General features: G+C 48.7%; 15 protein-coding genes. 3 read left to right on the forward strand and 12 right to left on the reverse strand.

Going from position 1 to position 19,048, the window contains the following annotated elements; translation table 11 throughout:
• Positions 1-35: 35 nt before the first annotated feature.
• The 9 genes from QUB52_RS25400 to QUB52_RS25440 all read right to left on the reverse strand — a co-directional run bounded on the left by QUB52_RS25400 (position 36) and on the right by QUB52_RS25440 (position 12,780).
• Entirely contained in the window at positions 36-2,609 is a 2,574-nt protein-coding gene (locus tag QUB52_RS25400) for a CHAT domain-containing tetratricopeptide repeat protein (protein WP_332975205.1), read from the reverse strand.
• 151 nt (positions 2,610-2,760) lie between these two features.
• Positions 2,761-2,883: a hypothetical protein gene (locus tag QUB52_RS25405; RefSeq protein WP_332975204.1), complete on the reverse strand. Its 123-nt coding sequence runs from the start codon at positions 2,881-2,883 to the stop codon at positions 2,761-2,763.
• A 45-nt stretch (positions 2,884-2,928) separates the two neighbouring features.
• Positions 2,929-4,647: a S8 family serine peptidase gene (locus QUB52_RS25410; RefSeq protein WP_332975203.1), complete on the reverse strand. Its 1,719-nt coding sequence runs from the start codon at positions 4,645-4,647 to the stop codon at positions 2,929-2,931.
• 143 nt (positions 4,648-4,790) lie between these two features.
• Positions 4,791-5,576, reverse strand: coding sequence for a calcium-binding protein (locus tag QUB52_RS25415; RefSeq protein ID WP_332975202.1), 786 nt, complete (start codon positions 5,574-5,576; stop codon positions 4,791-4,793).
• 423 nt (positions 5,577-5,999) lie between these two features.
• Positions 6,000-8,930 (reverse strand): CHAT domain-containing tetratricopeptide repeat protein, encoded by a 2,931-nt coding sequence (locus tag QUB52_RS25420; protein ID WP_332975201.1) that lies wholly within the window; start codon positions 8,928-8,930, stop codon positions 6,000-6,002.
• Positions 8,931-8,936: 6 nt separating this feature from the next.
• A complete protein-coding gene (locus QUB52_RS25425) occupies positions 8,937-9,689 on the reverse strand; it encodes a DUF928 domain-containing protein (protein WP_332975199.1) in 753 nt (250 codons plus the stop codon).
• A gap of 182 nt (positions 9,690-9,871) precedes the next feature.
• Positions 9,872-11,827, reverse strand: coding sequence for a sensor histidine kinase (locus QUB52_RS25430; RefSeq protein ID WP_332975198.1), 1,956 nt, complete (start codon positions 11,825-11,827; stop codon positions 9,872-9,874).
• Between the two features lie 84 nt (positions 11,828-11,911).
• The gene (locus QUB52_RS25435) at positions 11,912-12,583 is read right to left on the reverse strand and encodes a response regulator transcription factor (protein ID WP_332975196.1); all 672 of its coding nucleotides are present in this window, start codon (positions 12,581-12,583) and stop codon (positions 11,912-11,914) included.
• A gap of 59 nt (positions 12,584-12,642) precedes the next feature.
• Positions 12,643-12,780, reverse strand: a complete 138-nt coding sequence (locus tag QUB52_RS25440; protein ID WP_332975194.1) for a hypothetical protein — start codon at positions 12,778-12,780, stop codon at positions 12,643-12,645.
• A gap of 146 nt (positions 12,781-12,926) precedes the next feature.
• On the opposite strand from QUB52_RS25440, the gene QUB52_RS25445 reads away from it, so the two are divergent.
• Positions 12,927-13,745, forward strand: coding sequence for a class I SAM-dependent methyltransferase (locus tag QUB52_RS25445; RefSeq protein WP_332975193.1), 819 nt, complete (start codon positions 12,927-12,929; stop codon positions 13,743-13,745).
• Positions 13,746-13,875: 130 nt separating this feature from the next.
• Here QUB52_RS25445 and QUB52_RS25450 read toward each other — a convergent pair whose 3' ends face one another.
• Positions 13,876-14,577, reverse strand: coding sequence for an esterase/lipase family protein (locus QUB52_RS25450; protein ID WP_265239441.1), 702 nt, complete (start codon positions 14,575-14,577; stop codon positions 13,876-13,878).
• A gap of 152 nt (positions 14,578-14,729) precedes the next feature.
• On the opposite strand from QUB52_RS25450, the gene QUB52_RS25455 reads away from it, so the two are divergent.
• Positions 14,730-15,209: an NUDIX domain-containing protein gene (locus QUB52_RS25455; RefSeq protein ID WP_265239442.1), complete on the forward strand. Its 480-nt coding sequence runs from the start codon at positions 14,730-14,732 to the stop codon at positions 15,207-15,209.
• A gap of 447 nt (positions 15,210-15,656) precedes the next feature.
• Positions 15,657-17,330: a hypothetical protein gene (locus QUB52_RS25460; protein ID WP_332976303.1), complete on the forward strand. Its 1,674-nt coding sequence runs from the start codon at positions 15,657-15,659 to the stop codon at positions 17,328-17,330.
• Positions 17,331-17,539: 209 nt separating this feature from the next.
• Here QUB52_RS25460 and QUB52_RS25465 read toward each other — a convergent pair whose 3' ends face one another.
• Both QUB52_RS25465 and QUB52_RS25470 read right to left on the reverse strand, forming a co-directional pair.
• Positions 17,540-18,277 (reverse strand): class I SAM-dependent methyltransferase, encoded by a 738-nt coding sequence (locus QUB52_RS25465; RefSeq protein WP_332975189.1) that lies wholly within the window; start codon positions 18,275-18,277, stop codon positions 17,540-17,542.
• 7 nt (positions 18,278-18,284) lie between these two features.
• Positions 18,285-18,482, reverse strand: a complete 198-nt coding sequence (locus tag QUB52_RS25470; RefSeq protein WP_265239488.1) for a hypothetical protein — start codon at positions 18,480-18,482, stop codon at positions 18,285-18,287.
• Between the last annotated feature and the right edge of the window lie 566 nt (positions 18,483-19,048).

Raw genomic sequence — 19,048 nt, forward strand, 5'->3', positions numbered from 1 at the left:
CATCTTTATTTGGCAATTTTACTAGCTTTTTCATTTTAACCCTTTTTTGGCATACTCGCCAAAGTGAGATGCACCCGAACTGACCATAAAGAAACAATTACACTCGGCACTCCTGCTGAAATTAAAGCGCGCGATAAACCAATCACCCCATCCCCGGTAATTCTGCCTTCTCCAGTGTTGCAGGCACTCAAAACAACTAAACTTGCTTGCAGTTTCATGTCGAAAATCTCTTCTGCGGTCAATAAGCCATCATCACCCCCAGAAGGAGCCATAGCGATCGCACTTCCCAATCCGCGCAGATCATCGAGCAATCCGTGGGTTGCTAGGTGAATAATTGATGCTTGGGGCATTTTTTGGACGATCGCAGCTTTTGTACCTTGCGCGCCTGTAATCGCTTGGGTGTTGAGCAGAGGGGCGATCGCTCTGGCTTCGGCTTCGGCTCCCGGTAGAGGAGACAATTGCCGTTTGGGTTCTCCTGGAGAAGGAGACACGCTCGGCATCGTGGGATTGCCCAATACTAGAGCATTACTGCTGTTAGGTTGCTTCTGTGCTAACTTCTGTTGTCGAGTTAATGCCAGAACTTGAATCGAGGGGGAGGTGAGAATCGTGTGTTTTTCGATTAAGTAAGTGCCGTTAGCATCTTGCAGGGCGGGAAAAGGCACCTGGAACAAGGAACCTTGGGGAATGAAAATGACATGGGCATTGGGATCTTTGGGTAGGAGGCTGGCAATGGGCTCGATCAGCAGTTGATGCAGTGTCGGTAAGTCTGGTTGGGGTTGGGTGGAGCCAAGACTGCTGCGACTGCGAACGGCAAGGAATTCTTGATTGCCAATAATTAAGCTGGCTAGAGAGGCGTTGTGTTTTTGCCAGAGGGGTTTGAGGTCTACCTCGCGGAATGTGATTTCACCCGTGGGTTGAATTACCCAGATGTAGAGTGCGGATTCACGCCCTTCTTGTTTGCCCTGAATCTGGAAGTCTTCGGAGATGATGGAATACTGCACCAAAGTGGCGTTCTGTGCTTTGGCGATTTGTCGGATTTGATCCTGGTTGGGAGAAGTGTTAATCACCGGATTGGTAGAACCTGAAGATAAGCGTTCACTCAGGAGATCGACAAAGGCACGAGCGCGTCCCCGTTCGGAAATTTCTAAGGCTGCGATCGGGTTATTTTGAGCCACCCGGACTCGTTGTAAAATCTTATAGGTGCGAGCTTGTTCTTCAAAGATCGAGACTTTATTCGCGTCGTTGGAGCCGAGCATTTGACGCATCGATTCCCAAACTTGAATCGCATTGACGAGCATTTTCTCAGCTTCTGTTGGGTTGCCAGCTCTCCAGAACGCCGCTCCGAGGTTGTTGAGCGCCAAACCCTCCCCCTGGCGGTCTTTAATTTCGCGGGCGATGGCTAAACTCTGCTGTGCATACTCAATGACTTTGGCATAGTTGCCCAGAGAGTAGTAAGCGGTTCCCAAATTCCCCAGTGCACTCCCTTCCCCTTTGCGGTCTTTAATTTCGCGGGCGATGGCTAAAGTCTGCTGTGTATACTCAATGGCTTTGGCATAGTTGCCCAGAGAGAGATAAGTGGCTCCCAAATTGCCCAGTGCCGTACCTTCACTTTTGCGGTCTTTAATTTCGCGGGCAATGGCTAAACTCTGCTGTGCATACTCAATGGCTTTGGCATAGTTGCCCAAATAGACGTAAGTGGCTCCCAAATTGCCCAGTGCTGCCCGTTCTCCTTGGCGGTCTTTAATTTCGCGGGCGATCGCTAACTGTTGCTGTAAATACTCAATGGCTTTGGCATAGTTGCCCAGAAAGCGGTAAGCACCTCCCAAAATGCCCAGTGCCACACCTTCCCGTTTAAAATTTTTAATTTCGCGGGCGAGGGCTAAACTCTGCTGTGCATACTCAATCGCTTTGGCATAGTCCCCCAGATTGAGGTAAGCGAGTCCCAAATTGCCCAGTGCCGTACCTTCATTTCGGCGGTCTTTAATTTCGCGGGCGATGGCTAAAGTCTGCTGTGTATACTCAATCGCTTTGGCATAGTCCCCCAGAGAGCCGTAAGCATTTCCCAAATTGCCCAGTGCATCATTCTCCGTGTCACGGGCTTTAATTTCGCGGGCAATGGCTAAACTCTGCTGTGCATACTCAATGGCTTTGGCATAGTTGCCCAGAGAGCTGTAAGCGATTCCCAACTTGCCCAGTGCTATACCTTCATTTTGGCGGTCTTTAATTTCGCGGGCGATGGCTAAACTCTGCTGTGCATACTCAATGGCTTTGGCATAGTCGCCCATATCGATGTAAGTGACTCCCAAATTGACCAGTGCCGCACCCTCGCTCTGGCGGTTTTTGATGGTGCGATAAATTTGCAGTGCCTGTTGCCAAGAATTCAGCGCTGCTTGGAATTGACCTGTCTGATTCTGTTGAATCCCCTGCCGCAACAGCCGATCGCCCTCTGCTTGACGAGCATCCGTAGTTTGAGCGATCGCTGAGAAGAGAGAGTCAGGAGTAGTTAATAGCGGGATAGTGGCAAGCAGAAACAGGGAAATGGAAGCTAGGAAAACATGAGTGAGCCTAGAGTGGGTTGATTTGAGTCGCTTAAATGGGGAATACAGCATAGGATTCTAGAGTTGGAATTTAGAGAATTAGCCCGATCGCTCTTTCTGCCGTCGTCGTGCCAGCGCCTCAATCTGCCACAGGCGATCGACCTTCATAGAAGCTTACTCTGTCTCCCCGATCTCGCGGCCGCGATGGGGACTCTAATCTGAATTAGACAACAATTTTAGCGATCGGGCGATCGGCTTGAATCAAACCATATCCAGTGGCATAGTCAAATCCAACATCAAAACCTGACGTGTTTAGCTCGTGGGATGGGCGGGATGCCCATCCCACAAACTTGTGGAAGTTCTTTAATTCTCATTCCTGAGTGCGGATTTGCTATCCTGTCAACCCATTCCGATTAGCTGTTGTCATCAAAATGTACTCAACTTGAGCCGGAGTTAAATTCGGATTGGCATTCAAAACTAAAGCAGCTACACCAGATACTTGTGCTGTTGCCATAGATGTACCGCTGTAGGTTTCGTAGCTGTCATAGGGAGTTGTAGAATAGATGTCTACTCCCGGAGCAACTACGTAATCTAAAGGTCTCGAACCCGCACGGTTAGAGTCGTCATCCATTCTGCCTGTTACATCAATGCTGCCCACCGCAATTCCCCAGCGATTGGCATTACGAGCTGGATAAGCTGGTTGGATATCGCCAGAATTTCCGGCTGCCATAATCACAACAGAGCCTTTGTTATTTGCATACTGAATTGCCTCATTCACCACGTTGTCAGATAAAGAATCACTTCCCAAGCTGAGGTTAATTACATCGGCTCCATTATCAGCAGCATAACGAATTCCAGCAGCAACATTATTCGTCTGGCCACTACCAAAGGCGGACAACACTCTGACAGGCATAATCTTTGCATTGTAGGCAATTCCTGTGATGCCAAAATTATTTCGTTCCGCCGCGATCGCACCTGCTATGTGAGTCCCGTGGCCCTCGAAACTCGTATCCATTGGGTCGTTGTCGCCCCACACAAAATCCCAACCCCGAATATCATCAATATATCCGTTGCGATCGTCATCAATGCCATTTCCGGCAATTTCACCAGGGTTCCGCCAAATATTGCCATCCAAGTCAGGATGGGTGTAGTCAACACCGCTATCCACGACAGCTACAACAATGCCATTTCCTGTAATGTTTTGATTCCAAACTTCCGGTGCATTTATGACATCTAGCGCCCAATTAGTTCCGCCCAGATCGGGAAGAGCAGGGAAAAGACTTGAGCGGTTTAAGGTGCTGGAAACTGCTGCATTTGCATTCACCAAACCGTAGCCGTAATTACTATTAAAAGGGCCACTAGGTGTTGTAATATCTGGCACTACAGGAACAGAGGTTGCAGAAAGACTCAGGTTGTAATTGGTAGAGCCTGAGTAGCTAGAGACTCGGACATAGTATGTTCCAGGAACCAGATTGGATACATTAATTACATCGGGGACGGTGCCACTCTCTTCAGAGGAGCGAATAACTTCACCAGAATCAACTACACCGTTGCGGTTTCTATCTTGAATTAGCTTTACGTCAGCATCCGCTCTCAAACCATCGAGACGCAGGTTAAAATTGCTCTTAGTGTTGATATCGAAGCGGTAGAAATCGTTGGAATCGCCTGTGCCGACAAAATCACTTAAGCTGATGCTACCGTTCTCAACACCAACAACATTACGAGCTGTCGAAAGAGAGTTACCTGGATCGGCTAAATTCAACTGGGAAGCAGATATCGTTCCTGTTAGCGGATCTGCGTTTGCACTGGTTGACTGGGACTGCGGTTTGAGTTGAGTATCGGCGACATCGCCAGTAACTCGATCGCCCGCAGAGAGACTGAGGCCCTCGCCTGCATCACCTACAATAAAATCTGCGATCTGTGTCTGTTGGTCGATGCTGGATGCTACGGGATTAGTAAAGCTAGATTCAGGACTGTAACTAGAAGCATTAAATAGATCGATCGCTCCGTTGAGCAAGTCGCTGTTAGCCGGAAATATTGATTGGGCGAGCGCGTTTGGCTGTTGACTGAAATAAAGGCGATCGTTAAGATTCGTGTTGATGTCTAACATAAGTTCAGATCCCAGAAATTTAGATTCATTATTTACTTAAATCTTAAGCATCTGCGATTACTTTCGCACAGCCAATAAAGACTGAAGTTTTCAAGAGTAATTTATGAGGAATAAATTACTCGCTACGAAGCTATAACAAGCGATCAAAATCCCTGAGCAGAGATAATACTACCTTGAATATCTGCCACTCTTACATTTGACACAAAGCCTACTATGTCGCCGGAATTCCTAGCCTTAATTAGAGTGCCTTGACTCTGTATCGGTTGAGTATCTAATGAACCTGGCGGGGCAAATAGTTTAAAACTTTCTGGTGCATCAAACCCAAATAAAACTGTGACATTTGTCACGTATTGCAAGTCTACATCGGTAGGATTCAAACCGCCTGCCAATCCAATCCGATCGACGCCAACTCTGAAACCTATAATCAAATCCGCATTATTGACATCTGTAACTCCGGGTTCTGCTTGGATGACGTACAAGTTGCTGCCCCCGATTTTGATGGAATTATTATCATCCAAACTTCCTAAAATATCGTGACCCAAACCTCCCACCAGAGTGTCATTTCCGCTAAGGCTGATTAACAAATCATTGCCTCTGCCGCCCAAGAGAATATTGTTTCCTGCACCACCTATCAGAAAATCTGCATCTTGACCGCCGCTGAGAGAGTCATTTCCCTCTTCTCCAGTCAGGAAGTCTTTACCTTTTCCTCCCAATAAAGAATCGTTGCCCAAACCCCCGCTGATAAAATCTTCTCCTTCATTGCCATAAACCAAATCATTAGCTGTTGAGCCAGTGACTACATCGTCACCTGCAAGCATCCAAACTCCCAAAGGAAAATTGGCTGTATTTGCGATCGACAAAGTAACAGATTCGGATGTATTGTCGCCAATTAATCGTCTAGATTCTGACGGATCGGGTTGTAAAGTCATAAAAAAATCCTCTTAACACTTGACTTAAATCTTAAGCAACCCCGATGGAAAAATCATTCGTTCTACCCACAGACTTGATGAGGTATGAGGTGCAAGATTGATTGCGGGAAAGTGCAAAGTAGGTGAAACAGTAGATGGTTCACTTCCATCAGTTTTGAGATAGAGATAACTCGGCGGTTGAAACCGCGTCTACACAAACAAAGTCAGCCTTCGCCGACTGAAGAATACAGATTGTTTCCGATTGTATCGAAATTATTAGTATCCAAAATTAGGAGACTGCACGTGCCGTTTCCCTACCAAAAATAACATTGTAGGGAAACGGCACGTGCAGTCTCTTCTATCATTCCGGTACAACCGGAATTGATAAAATTTAGGATAAAATTTAGGATAAAAAATTGAGCCGATCGCACTATTCATGAAAAATTACTCAGCCTCCCCAATTAAAGTAAATGCCGCCCAATTTCGCGGCTGGGGATGAGTTTTCATCGTGGTTAACATTGCCTGCCGCAAAGCCTGAGCTTTATCTGGATTTTGCTGAAGGTTTTGATAAAATGCCTGCATCAATTCGGCTGTCGGCGCATCGGGAACTGACCATAAAGAAACAATTACACTCGGCACTCCTGCCGAAATCAAAGCGCGGGATAAGCCAATCACGCCATCCCCGGTAATTCTGCCTTCTCCAGTGTTGCAAGCACTCAAAACGACTAAAGAGGCTTGCAGTTTCATATCAAAAATCTCTTCTGCGGTCAATAAGCCGTCATCGCTACCAGAAGGAGCCATAGCGATCGCACTTCCCAATCCGCGCACATCATCGAGCAATCCGTGGGTTGCTAGGTGAATAATCGATGCTTGGGGCATTTTTTGAACGATCGCAGCTTTTGTACCTTGTGCGCCTGTAATCGCTTGAGTATTGAGCAGAGGGGCGATCGCGCGGGCTTCAGCTTCGGCTCCCGGTAGAGGAGACAATTGCCGTTTGGGTTCTCCAAGAGAGGGAGACACGCTCGGCATCGTGGGATTGCCCAATACTAGAGCGTTACTGCTGTTAGGTTGCTTCTGTGCTAACTTCTGCTGTCGAGTTAATGCCAGAACTTGAATCGAGGGGGCGGTGAGAATCGTGTGTTTTTGGATTAAATAAGTGCCGCCTTCATCTTGGAGGGCGGGGAAGGGCACTTGGAACAGGGAACCTTGGGGAATGAAAATGACATGAGCATTTGGATCTTTGGGGAGGAGACTGGCAATGGGATCGATCAGCAGTTGATGCAGTGTCGGTAAGTCGGGTTGGGGTTGAAGAGCGGGGAAACTGCCACGACTGCGAACGGCAAGAAACTCCTGATTGCCAATAATTAGATCGGCGAGAGAGGCTTTGTGTTTTTGCCAGAGAGGTTTGAGGTCTACCTCACGGAATGTGATTTCGCCCGTGGGTTGAATCACCCAGATGTAGAGCGCGGATTCGCGCCCTTCTAGTTTGCCCTGAATCTGGAAGCCCTCATAGATGATCGAATACTGCACCAAAGTCGCGTTCTGTGCTTTCGCGATTTGGCGAATTTGCTCCTGATTCGGAGAAGTGTTAATAACCGGATTGGTAGAACCTGAAGATAAGCGTTCACTCAGGAGATCGACAAAAGCACGAGCGCGTCCCCGTTCGGAAATTTCCAAAGCGGCGATCGGGTTGTTCTGAGCCACTCGGACTCGTTGGAGATGGCGATAGGTGACAGCTTGTCCTTCAAAGATGGAGACTTTATTCGCGTCGTTGGAGCCGAGCATTTGACGCATCGATTCCCAAACTTGAATCCCATTGACGAGCATTTTCTCAGCTTCGGTTGGGTTGCCAGCTCTCCAGAACGCCGCTCCGAGGTTGTTGAGCGCCAAACCCTCCCCCTGGCGGTCTTTAATTTCGCGGGCGATGGCTAAACTCTGCTGTGCATACTCAATGACTTTGGCATAGTTGCCCAGAGAGTAGTAAGCGGTTCCCAAATTGCCCAGTGCACTCCCTTCCCCTTTGCGGTCTTTAATTTCGCGGGCGACCGCTAAACTCTGCTGTGAATACTCAATGGCTTTGGCATAGTTGCCCAGAGAGTCGTAAGCGGCTCCCAAATTGCCCAGTGCATTCCCTTCCCCAAGGCGGTCTTTAATTTCGCGGGCGATGGCTAAACTCTGCTGTGCATACTCAATGACTTTGGCATAGTTGCCCAGAGAGTAGTAAGCGATTCCCAAATTACCCAGTGCTACACCTTCCCCTCGGCGGTTTTTAATTTCGCGAGCGATGGCTAAACTCTGCTGTGAATACTCAATGGCTTTGGCATAGTTACCTATAGAGCGGTAAGCGGATCCCAAATTACCCAGTCCCCCAGCTTCCCCAAGGCGGTTTTTAATTTCGCGAGCGATGGCTAAACTCTGCTGTGAATACTCAATGGCTTTGGCATAGTTGCCCAGAGATTCGTAAGCATTTCCCAAATTGTCCAGTGCCCTACCTTCCCCTTCGCGATCTTTAATGAAGCGTGTGATCGCTAACTTTTGCTGTGCATACTCGATGGCTTTGGCATAGTTGCCCAGCTCGCGGTAAGCATCTCCCAAATTGCCCAGTGCTATACCCTCCCCTTCGCGATCTTTAATGAAGCGGGCGATGGCTAAACTCTGCTGTGAATACTCAATGGCTTTGGCATAGTTGCCCAGATATGAGTAAGCGACTCCCAAATTGTTCAGTGCCCCAGCTTCCCCAAGGCGGTCTTTAATTTCACGGGCGATGGCTAACTGTTGCTGTGTATACTCAATGGCTTTGGCATAGTTGCCCAGATTGTTGTAAGCATTTCCCAAATTCCCCAGTGCATTCCCTTCCCCTTTGCTATCTTTAATGGAGCGGGCGATGACTAAACTCTGCTGGCAATACTCAATGGCTTTGGCCGAGTTGCCCAGATATGAGTAAGCGATTCCCAAATGGTTGAGTGCCCTACCTTCGTTAAGGTGGTCTTTAATTTCACGGGCGATGGCTAACTGTTGCTGTATATACTCAATGGCTTTGGCATAGTTGCCCAGAGAGCCGTAAGCGAGTCGCAAATTGTTTAATGCTGTACCTTCCCCAAGGCGGTTTTTGAGGGCGCGATAAATTTCCAGTGCCTGTTGCAAGGAATTCAGCGCTGCTCTTAATTGACCAGTCTGACGCTGTTGAATCCCCTGCTGCAACAGCCGATCGCCCTCTGCTTCACTAACCTTGATCTCCTGAGCAACAACCGGGAGTGAGAAATGCACAGGAATGTAAAAGCCAACAGACAAAAGGCAAAAGGCGAGGGGAAACAGGAAGCCGGATCGCACTTGACGATTGCTGGATTTAAACAGTGTTAGCGAGAAAGGCTGCATGGGATTTTAGGGTTTGGGAGGGAGTTGGCGTTGTTGTTCGATCGCTCTAATTTGCTTCAATCGATCGCTCCAATCTTTCAAAGGTTCAGCTTCAGAATTAGCCAGAGAATCTAGCAATTCCAGCACGGGCGTTTGGTTTGGAGAAGTTTCAGAGGCTTTGCGCGCTTCGGCGATCGCGTCATACCACAGCCCAGCCTCCGCATACAAATCGATCCGCTGTTGGGGAGTTTGGGCGGCTGCAAGTTGAGTCTGCAACGACGCAGCAGGCTGCACCACTTGGATTTCTGCCGCCGCCACCACATTCCTCGAAGGAACATTCGGATCGCAGACCAACACCACTTGCCACTGATAGGATTGCCCGATCGACAGTTGGGGCAGATTTGCGGGCAAAGCAACCGACATAATTCCTGGCTGACTCTCCATGTCGGTTTTGTAGAGCAGTTGTCCCGTGCGAGTAAACAGCCGGAATTGCAGCGGACGAGAAGTGCGATCGGGTACAAACCAGGTAAAGGTGGGATGCCCAGAAATCGTCTCTCCTACATGGCTAAACGGCACTAAGGCAGTCAATCTCGCTGATGAATTGGCTTCGCAAGTGCCGCCACGAGTCGTGTTTGTCCCCGTGTCTTTTGGCGCAGAAGGCTTTTTAGGAGGAGTGTATTTTGCCAGGGCTACGGGAGCAATCCAGAAGGAAACACTCAGGATTAAACTCGTAATGCCCGCAGAGTAAATGGTTCGACGTTTCAATCCGTGAGTTATCATCTGAATCCTCATCTGTAACTATCTTTTACTTTAATTAGCAATAGAAAAACATAATAGAGGACTGCCCGCAAGCTTTGTTTGCGGGAAGGTGCAAAGATATTGGAAATGGGGAATGGGCATGGGGCATTGGGCATGGGGCATCTTGCCCTGAGCGAAGTCGAAGGGTGGGCATTGGTAATCAATCACCAGAACCAGCGCCGTTTTGCTGACCAGGTTAATTCGCACACTATTCCCCTCGGTTGATTCGGGTAGCGCCGAAACGTTCCACCTAATTGTTTGGCTAAGTTCTTTGCCAACTGCGTCCCTAATCCTGAAGATTGAAGTTTAGGGTTTATATCTTCAATTGTCTCCCTGTCCCAGTTCGCTTCAGCGGAATTAATCGCTTCTGTATCAGACGGTTTTCCCCTGCCATTATCTGCTACTCGAATCACTTGCAGATCGCCTTCTTGAGTACAAATTACAGTTAAGCGAGTGGCTTCGATCGCGTGTTTGCCGACATTGCAGAGCGCTTCTTCGAGAAAGCGGCAGAGTCCTCGCTTGTGTTCCAACCGCAGATGCGAGGTGTTCAAAGGATCGAACTGCACTATTTTGAATTTGATCGTTTTGAGGTAGGGGAGTTCTTGTTCCAGCGCGTTGGAGTATACATTGTAGAGCAATTCATGCAACGGGGCTTGCAGGGCTAATTCGATCGCGCTTCCCATCCGCAAATGCGGTTCATCGGCGATCGCATCTCGTTGCACTGAGCCGTAAACTGCCCGCAATTCTTGACTCAGGCGTTGCAACTCCGGCAGAAATGGCGACGGTGTGGCTTCTCCCTGAGCGGTTCTCAAAATTCCAACCAATGTTTGTAACGGGCCGCTGTGAATGGCATTAAACGTCTGCTCGATCGCAAATTGACGTTCCTCCAACCGCAGTCGGAGTTCCTGTTCGTGGCGGTAAAATAACGCTGCCATCAAGCCAGTCCCATTCAACACCAGCACCAATAACACAGGTACGATCGGCACCCACCACCCCAAGAGAATTAATCCGTAACAGATCGCGATCGGGCTAATACTGGCGATTAAGAGCCCCAACAAAATTTTCCAGGGCGATCGCAAAAATCTTCCCAAACTCATCCCCAAGAGTCCCCAGACCCCAATCCAGAGCGTTTCCCAGCCATCCGCCCAAACCCGAATCAACGATCGCCCATCAAGTACCGCGCTAATAATCTGGCTGGTAGCGTGGGCCTGCATTTCGACTCCGTAAATCCGTCCGGGATTGATGCCTGCGATCGCACCTGAACTTGCCAAATCCTTTGCGCTAAAAGACATGATCCCAATCAGCACAATTTTGTCTTTAATCCAGTTCCGCTCTACTTTTCCCTTCTTGATTTGTGCTAGAGAAATGACTCGAAACGGCAGTTTCCCGCTGCGAACATTCAGCAAAATCTGGTTTCCTTCGGCATCCGCCCGCACATATCCGCCAGAGTTTGGCTGCACTCTGGTCAATTCAATGCTGCCAAAACGCATCGCGTATCGATCGCGAATTCCACTGCCCAACTTAATTTTTCGGGCTGCTAAATAGCTTTCTGCCAGCCGGATAGCCAACGAATAACGGTATTTCTGCTGGGGATTGTGAGCGCCCAATAAACTGCGGCGCTGATAGCCATCGGCATCCAGAATTGTATTTGCAAAGCCAACTTGTTCGAGTGGTAGCGACGGCGGAGGTGCGACGATAAAGCCATTGCGATCGGGCAGAGCAATCTCGACTCCGATCGTATTCTTGCTGCTGCGAAACAGCGATGTCAGTTCAGCATTACCCGGTTCAACCGGAATATCACGGACAATATCCAGCCCGATCGCGATCGGTTGATAAGCCTGCAACCGTTTGAGTAAATCGGCAATATCGCGATCGGGAATCGGATAAGTTTTGGCCCGTTGAATATCTTCCTCAGTAATGCCGACAATTACAATCCGTTCATCCATTGGCTCAGGAGGACGCAGCAGCAAAAATCGATCAAACGCCACCAACTCCAAAAACTGAAGCGCACCCGTCAATCTAGCCATCATCACAGCGACAATCACCATCAACCCTGGAAGCGATCCGCGCCGCCAAGTCATGACCTCTGTTTTCGCCGCTTGCCATTGATCGCGCTTCATATCCAGTCCGGTTGCATCAGTATTGTTCAAATGTCCAAACAGTCAACAGTTAACTGTCAACAGTCAACAGTCAACAGTTAACAGTCAATCAATTAATCCTGCTTCCCTAGCCCGCACTTCCGTTTGAATCCGCAGATTTTTGTCATCTTCGGGATACACTTCTAGCACATCTCGAATCTTTTTCCAGTAATCCTGCACAGTGCGTTCAGAAACACTCATTCGTTTGGCGATCGCAATATCCTGTAAACTCTCTTGAAAACCAAATTGCAACACCTGCATCCAGGCGGGTTTGAGTTGCAGCCCATTGCGAATCTCTCTAGGCGTATAAATCCGCTCGTGCAGCGCCCAATCGACCATCGTCAGCAACTCTTTCATCGGCTGACTCTTATCAACAACCGTGAATCCGCCCATGTGATTGTCGATCGACGGTTTCAGCCAAACTAAAGTCCGAACATGAGCGCTCTGCACTACAATATTCAACCTCGGATACTGATCCATCAGCCTTTTGAGAAGTTGAAGCCCTGAATTAGCCTGAGCAGTTTCGCCGATCGCCTCTGGCATCACCAAATCCACAATCACCAAATCCGGGGTTGTCTTCGCTATTTGCTCAAGGGCTTCCTGAGCCGTTGAAGCTGTCACAATCTCTACTTCTGGATACTCCTGCCTCAGAATATTAAGCGTACCGCCTAAAACCATCGCATGATCGTCCACGACTAAAAATGTTCGTTTCTCCGGTTGAGGTAAAATCTGGGGCATAGTTGAGTTGATTCGTTGCTACACAACATCGTCAGTTTAGGTAATCTATCCTCTTATTACTATAGAGCCATTACCTGTCTCTCGTCCTGCATCTGTCCGCCAAATGTGGTTGTGGATGTCAGCAACGAGAATTGCACTAAAGCGCAGTTCTGTTGATTGTGTTGTAAAATCCGCACATCATCAGAATCATTAATCACTCTCCTCTCTTCCTCTGCGTTCTCTGCGCTCTCTGTGGTAAAATCATTCCAATGCCACAACGATATTACGCACAAATAACTCGATCGGAGATTTAATTATATTTATGTTATAGTCCGGGTATCCGACTAAGAATAAAGATGATTCTATGCAAGTAGAAGGTTCGTATAAAGCAAACACGTACAACCTAGAATTTGAGGGGGAAATCCAGCGGCTAAAAGCTCAAGTTCACCTAAGTTGGGAAAAGGAAGCGCGCAATTTAAAGTGGTTCGGTTTAGCAGACGGGATGAATGTTTTAGAAGCGGGTAGCGGGCCGGGATTTTTTACCGAAAAACTGTTAGAATTGCTGCCAAACAGTTCAGTAACAGCGGTAGAAATCGATCCGGTATTGCACGAAAAAGCAGCAGAATATTTAGAGGACAAAGGGGGCGATCGAGTAAATCGCATCGAAGCATCGGTTGCGGATACTGGTTTGGACGATCGCACTTTCGATTTTGCGATCGCCCGTTTGCTATTCGTCCACCTCCCCGAACCAGTCGCAGCAGCTAGAGAAATATTCCGCATCTTAAAGCCTAGGGGAAAATTGGTGATTATCGATAGCGATGCCGATCTGTTTTGGCTGACAAATCCACCCCTATCAGTCGAGATTGTCAGGGAGAAATTCAAACAGGTTATGGCCTCGCGGGGAGGCAATTTATCGATCGGGCGAAATCTGTGCCGCATTCTCAAACAAGCTGGATTTGGTAGCATCGATTTAGAAGCGGTTGTCAGCCACAGCGATATCATCGGAATTGAAGCGTTTGAGCCTTTGCTGGACTCCGGGCCCATTTTACAGTTGGTCAAACAAGGGTTAATTTCCGAGTCAGAAATAGCCAGTTATCTGGTTTCGCGGGATGAGTTTGTAGCTAAGGGCGATCGATTAATGATGAGTTTTTGGTTGATGGCTTGCGGGGAAAAGAATCAATAGACATCTCGAATAACTCTCAAACTTCCTCCCAGCAATGACTAATGACTAATGACCAATGACTCTAAATCCTCCCTTCAACCTTCCGCTTCTTCCTTTGTGGAACAGGCGTCCCGCCTGTGGTAATTTATTTCTACTGCAAATACCCAATCCAAGCGGGCAGAACATCCGGCGAACCATACCACTTCCCCGGAGAGCGAGGCGAATGCCAAACACCCTCCAACACCAAATTTTCGGCCCCGTCCAAATGAGCAGCTTCAATCGGCGTAATTCCATCTCCCCAAGTTTCGCCATTCCCCACAGTCAACTCATAACTTTTATAAGCCAGCCACGTCTTTAAACCGGGCTTGCCCAAAACAGCTTTCCCAGCAGCGCATACGTAGCGCACCTGCGGGTGAAAAGCCCCCGGATAGTAAATTTTGACAAAATCTAGGTTTTTGCGCGTCCAGCGCTCTTGAGAGACGTGTGGCGTGCCTAAAGTGATTAAAGTATGGACGCAAGGGTGAGCTTCCCACAAACCCGCATCCTCCAGCACATCTCCGTGAATCGTGTAAGGCTTTTCGCCTAAATAAATCCGAGAAATCCAGCCGCCTGCGGAATGACCGATGAGGTTGATCTGTTGGCTGCCGTATTGCTGTAACATCTGTTTGACCGTGCGATCGAGCTGTCGCAAAATTGGCACCATCGATCGCCCGCCAAGAGTGGGCAACCAATCTCCCTTGCCCAGTGGTACTGTTACTGTGGGGAAACCCCGATCGACCAAAGATTTTTCTAATTCCCGATAGTCTGAAGCAGCAGCAAAATATCCTGGCAAAATCACGGTTGGTAATGGCATGATCAATTTGAGATTTGAGATTTGAGATTTGAGATTTTGCGATCGGGATGCTACGATCTATTTTTCAAGTTCAAAGACGCTTGTCGAAGCATCCTTTGGATTGCTAACATCTGCCGCTCGTTAAACTTTTTGCTTGGGGAATATCTACTTTTATGGCTCGCGAGCCGATTGCAACATTGTATTTTACCCTAGTTGTCGTTCACTTAGAAGACCGTTTTCTACTGGTACAAGAGCGCAAGTACGAGCAGCAGTGGTATCTCCCAGCAGGGCGAGTGGAAAAAGGCGAGACTTTGCTCGAAGCTGCTGTGCGCAATACCATTGAGGAAGCGGGCATTTCTGTGATCGTGGAGGGAATTCTCAGGGTAGAGCATACGGTGATGCCTAGGGGCAATGTGCGCCTGAGAGTGATTTTTGTGGCTCGCCCTGAAGATAAGACACCGCCCAAGAGCAAGCCGGATGAGCACACTTTATGTGCTGGTTGGTATTCTCTCAAAGAGTTAGACCAGTTGTCGCTACGGGGTGAGGAAGTTCGGGAAATGTTTCAGTACATGGCAAGCGGTGCTCCAATTTATCCGCTCGACTTGCTGAGCATCGAGGGAGCTCCTTTTAAAACTTACCGCTATCGCTGGTGAATCCTGCGATTTGAGATTTGAGATTTGAGATTTTAGATTGACTCCACAGATTAATCTGGGAGCTTGAACAAAAGTCTAAAATTTTGAGAATCGACCCTCACACTCGTGTACGTGGGACGGTGCTCATGTTTGAGGGCCATCGAGGGGCCGCGGGCCTGGTTGGCAGCCACTAGATCAGTTTTTTGATGCTGTAACCGAATTGGAAACGCCGATCGATCGAACTTGTCGATCGTGTTTAATAAATTTGGTTCAGTTTTGGGCCCATAAATTGTCATCAAGGTCGATCGGCAATTTAGAGGGCGATCGTGCTAAAATTATACCTTTGAATTCCTAACAGTATCTTTTTAAATCGCTCAAAATAAAAAAATATCAATTTTAGATTACCAATTTCAGATTACCAATTCCAGATTGCCAATTACCAATTACCAATTCCCCATTCCCATTGTCATGAATGACTCTTCGTCCCTAGCCAACGCCCTTTCCGAACCGCTGCGCCAGCCTTTTTGGTGGGCAGCCCTAGCTTCTGTCGGCCTTCACGGAGTGCTCGGAGTCGGCGCCCCGACGATCTCAAACATCATCTATGGTGGAAATTCCTCAAAAAAGATCCCCGGTTCCGTCGGCTTGGTAGAACTAACTCCCGCAGAAGCCGGCCGCCTGCCACAAACTATACCACCGCGACCGTCCAATAAGCCATTTTCGCTCGTCGCACCAGTTCCCCTTCCCGCCCCGCCCAAGTTAGCCCCGCCCTACCCCCCCGAACCTCCAACCATCAACTTGCCCGCCCTACCTCCGGGAATGCCCCCTCCAGGATTCTTTGCCCCTTTAGAGCCCCCTCTCCCGCCCTTAACAGCCCCACAGCCGCCAGCTTCAGTTCCAACTCTCAAACCCCCCTCTCTCAGAACACCCACTGTCATCCCGCAAGTGCCTCCCAGCGGCTTGATTTTCCCGCCATTACCCGGTAATTTCGATCGCAATATCCCGCCACCGCCACCAGGAGTGACAGGAATCCCCCAGCTTCCCGGCAGCACCTCCGAAGATGAGGCAGAGACACTCAAAAGGGTTATAGCAAGTAGAGGCGGACTCCCGCTATTCCCAGACGGAGCTCCAGTCTTTACCCCGGAATTCCCAATTGGCAGCAGGAATTCCGGCCAGGATGGAGTGAAATTGACTCAAAAAGATCCGAATAAAAGGAATCTGATTGCAGAAACTCCCGAAGAAAGAAAGAGAAGGGAGCAATTTGACCAGGGACAGCAACAGCTACAACAGCGCGGACAATCGGGTTCAAACTTACCCACCGACAGAGAGGCACAGCTAGATGCTGGAGATGCCTATGTTGCTTTGGCTGACAGATTCAAAAAGGCTTATCCTGACTTGGATACGACGGGGCCGACTCCTGTGAATGTCGCTTATCCCGTAGCAGCTTGCTCGCAAAAACTCGAAGGAAAAGCAGTTTTTGGAGCAGTTGTCAGCCCTCAAGGCTTGCTCAAGGCCGAGCCTCAAACGATATACTCGACGGGTTACGGTATTCTCGATAATGCGGCTAAAATTGCGATTATTAACCCTGCTCTAACATTTCCAACAACCAGCACCCACAAGATTTACCAGGTGACTGTCGAGTTTAAATACGACGAAAAAGTTTGCAGCGGCATTCCTGTCACCCCATCCACCGGCCCCACTAGGCCCAGACCAAGCAATCAACAGCCAGTAGCGCCAGCCCCAACAGCACCCAGCCCGACAGGCCAGCCGCCCTCCCCATCCCCAGCCCCTGCGGAAGTGAAACCGCAGTTTGAGAAGCCACCGGCTGCCTCAAACAAACCGAAACCAGGGGCCCAACCGTCGCCAACGCCCCCACCAAAACCCGCAACCAAACCGTCGCCCTTACCTCAACCGCAACCAGCAGCCGAACAATCGCCTTCTCCTGCGCCTTCTCCAGCCCCGGAAGTGTCGCCGCCGCCTTCTCCTGCGCCTTCTCCAGCCCCGGAAGTGTCCCCGCCGCCTTCTCCAGCCCCGGAAGTGTCCCCGTCTCCTGCGCCTTCTCCAGCCCCGGAAGTGTCCCCGCCGCCTTCTCCAGCCCCGGAAGTGTCCCCGTCTCCTGCGCCTTCTCCAGCTACCGAAAATTAATTGTTAATTGGTCAAGTCTTACTCATGGGGCGAGAAACCTGGTTTCTACGAGTTTTGCTTTGAGTAAAAGTATTCGTAGGGTGCGTCAGTTGCTATATTTGTTGCTTCTGAAACCAATTTCTAGCCGCTGACGCACCTACATTTTTAACTGGATTTGATATCACCAATGACCAATCACCAATGACCAATGACCAATGACCAATGACCTCTCAATTGTATTGAATTTTGTACATTTGGAATAAGTCGCCGCTTTGCTTTTTTACTACTTTAGCGCCAGCCGCTTTAATTACTTTTTCCCAATCTTCTATTGTCTCTAAAAATACTTCTCCGGCTCGATATGTTTCCAGAATTGCCCAGTCTTCTGCTAGAGGTGCCTTGGGGTTGAGAACATCAAACACAAAATGACCGCCCGGTTTTAATACCCGCTTTACTTCTCCCATGACAATACTCCAATAGTCTATGGGATAGTAACAACTGAAGCCTGTAGCGAGGCATAAATCGAACTGATCCTCTTCGTAATTTAACTTGTGAGCGGGGGCCCGTTCTACTCCTTTGAACAGCTTAGAATTGAGCTGAGGGCCGCGAGCGTTTAATGCGTCTCGCGCTGCGATGCTGATTTCTTGACCGTAAAAATATGCTTCCCACTCGCGCCAAGGGTAAATCAGAAAGCTGACTCCGCAGCCAATGTCTAAACAGCGCTGATTTTTTTGGGGTTTGGCAATTTTCCAGAAGGGAGATACTGTTTTTGCTTGGAGTGTCCCGGCGACTGATTCTAGGAAAATTGGCATGGCTTCGACTTCTTCGGGTAAGGCGAATGCTTCTCCTCGGTATTCGCGATCGAACCGGGAAGCAACCTGCGATAATAAAACTTGCCAGTTATCTGATTTTTCTTTGGCAAACCAAGTCTGCTCTTGACCTGCAACTGCGCGATCGGACTTTTTAGACATTCGTGAATTACCTTTTAGAGCCTTTGAGTGCTTTTGTAAAGTTTTGGCGGTAAGGCTTATTAAAAATTAACGCGGGCCACAGCAGGGACAGTTTCAGGCGATTTGCGAAACTTCTGTCGAAGTTTGTGCGATCGAAACCATTCCAAAATTTCCAGATACCGCCTCCGTAAGCGACTAGCAACACCAATCCAATTAACGGTTCCATCAAATAACCCCCTAAGCGATTGATTGGATTTTGAGTTAGCTCGGCAAAATCTTACTCTTAATCTATCATTTTTCAGCTCCGGGTGCACGGATTCCCGTAGCAATTCTACCTTCAGCTAGAGACTTCAACATTCCTACTGGTGGCAAACTTATAAATATAGCAGAAGGAAGTTCATTCAGTTGACAGTTGACAGTTGACAGTTGACTGCTTGAGGGCGACCTCTACCTGGAAGTCCGAGGATTGGAGTAATGAATCGTCTGATTTTAATTTCTCCCGATCAGGGTTCCGGCTTTAAACTAATTCTTTCTTGTAATTCAGAGCATCCTAGCTGTCGGGTACGGTTAAAAGTATCAGCCAGGAAATAGCTTTCACGGAGCAAGCAAGCAGCGACTTATGCTGAAAATCGATCCCCCAAATGCTCATGCGATTGAAATTGGTTGCTGTTGGGAGATGGCCTCGCTTTCGGGGATTTCAGAGGCGCGCGATTATTCAACTAGAACAGCAGGATTCCCCCACCATACCGCCTCGGTTGGTGGCGGGATGAATGCGGGTGAGGCTTGCGATTG

The sequence above is a fragment of the Microcoleus sp. A6-C6 genome (assembly GCF_036705955.1).
Taxonomy (GTDB): Bacteria; Cyanobacteriota; Cyanobacteriia; order Cyanobacteriales; family Microcoleaceae; genus Microcoleus.

Coding starts and splice junctions, on each gene's coding strand:
- QUB52_RS25425 (WP_332975199.1), bottom strand. CDS start 9,689: ATGATAACTCACGGATTGAAACGTCGAACCATTTACTCTGCGGGCATT.
- QUB52_RS25435 (WP_332975196.1), bottom strand. CDS start 12,583: ATGCCCCAGATTTTACCTCAACCGGAGAAACGAACATTTTTAGTCGTG.
- QUB52_RS25455 (WP_265239442.1), top strand. CDS start 14,730: ATGGCTCGCGAGCCGATTGCAACATTGTATTTTACCCTAGTTGTCGTT.
- QUB52_RS25465 (WP_332975189.1), bottom strand. CDS start 18,277: ATGTCTAAAAAGTCCGATCGCGCAGTTGCAGGTCAAGAGCAGACTTGG.
- QUB52_RS25400 (WP_332975205.1), bottom strand. CDS start 2,609: ATGCTGTATTCCCCATTTAAGCGACTCAAATCAACCCACTCTAGGCTC.
- QUB52_RS25415 (WP_332975202.1), bottom strand. CDS start 5,576: ATGACTTTACAACCCGATCCGTCAGAATCTAGACGATTAATTGGCGAC.
- QUB52_RS25460 (WP_332976303.1), top strand. CDS start 15,657: ATGAATGACTCTTCGTCCCTAGCCAACGCCCTTTCCGAACCGCTGCGC.
- QUB52_RS25420 (WP_332975201.1), bottom strand. CDS start 8,930: ATGCAGCCTTTCTCGCTAACACTGTTTAAATCCAGCAATCGTCAAGTG.
- QUB52_RS25445 (WP_332975193.1), top strand. CDS start 12,927: ATGCAAGTAGAAGGTTCGTATAAAGCAAACACGTACAACCTAGAATTT.
- QUB52_RS25430 (WP_332975198.1), bottom strand. CDS start 11,827: ATGAAGCGCGATCAATGGCAAGCGGCGAAAACAGAGGTCATGACTTGG.
- QUB52_RS25450 (WP_265239441.1), bottom strand. CDS start 14,577: ATGCCATTACCAACCGTGATTTTGCCAGGATATTTTGCTGCTGCTTCA.
- QUB52_RS25470 (WP_265239488.1), bottom strand. CDS start 18,482: ATGGAACCGTTAATTGGATTGGTGTTGCTAGTCGCTTACGGAGGCGGT.
- QUB52_RS25410 (WP_332975203.1), bottom strand. CDS start 4,647: ATGTTAGACATCAACACGAATCTTAACGATCGCCTTTATTTCAGTCAA.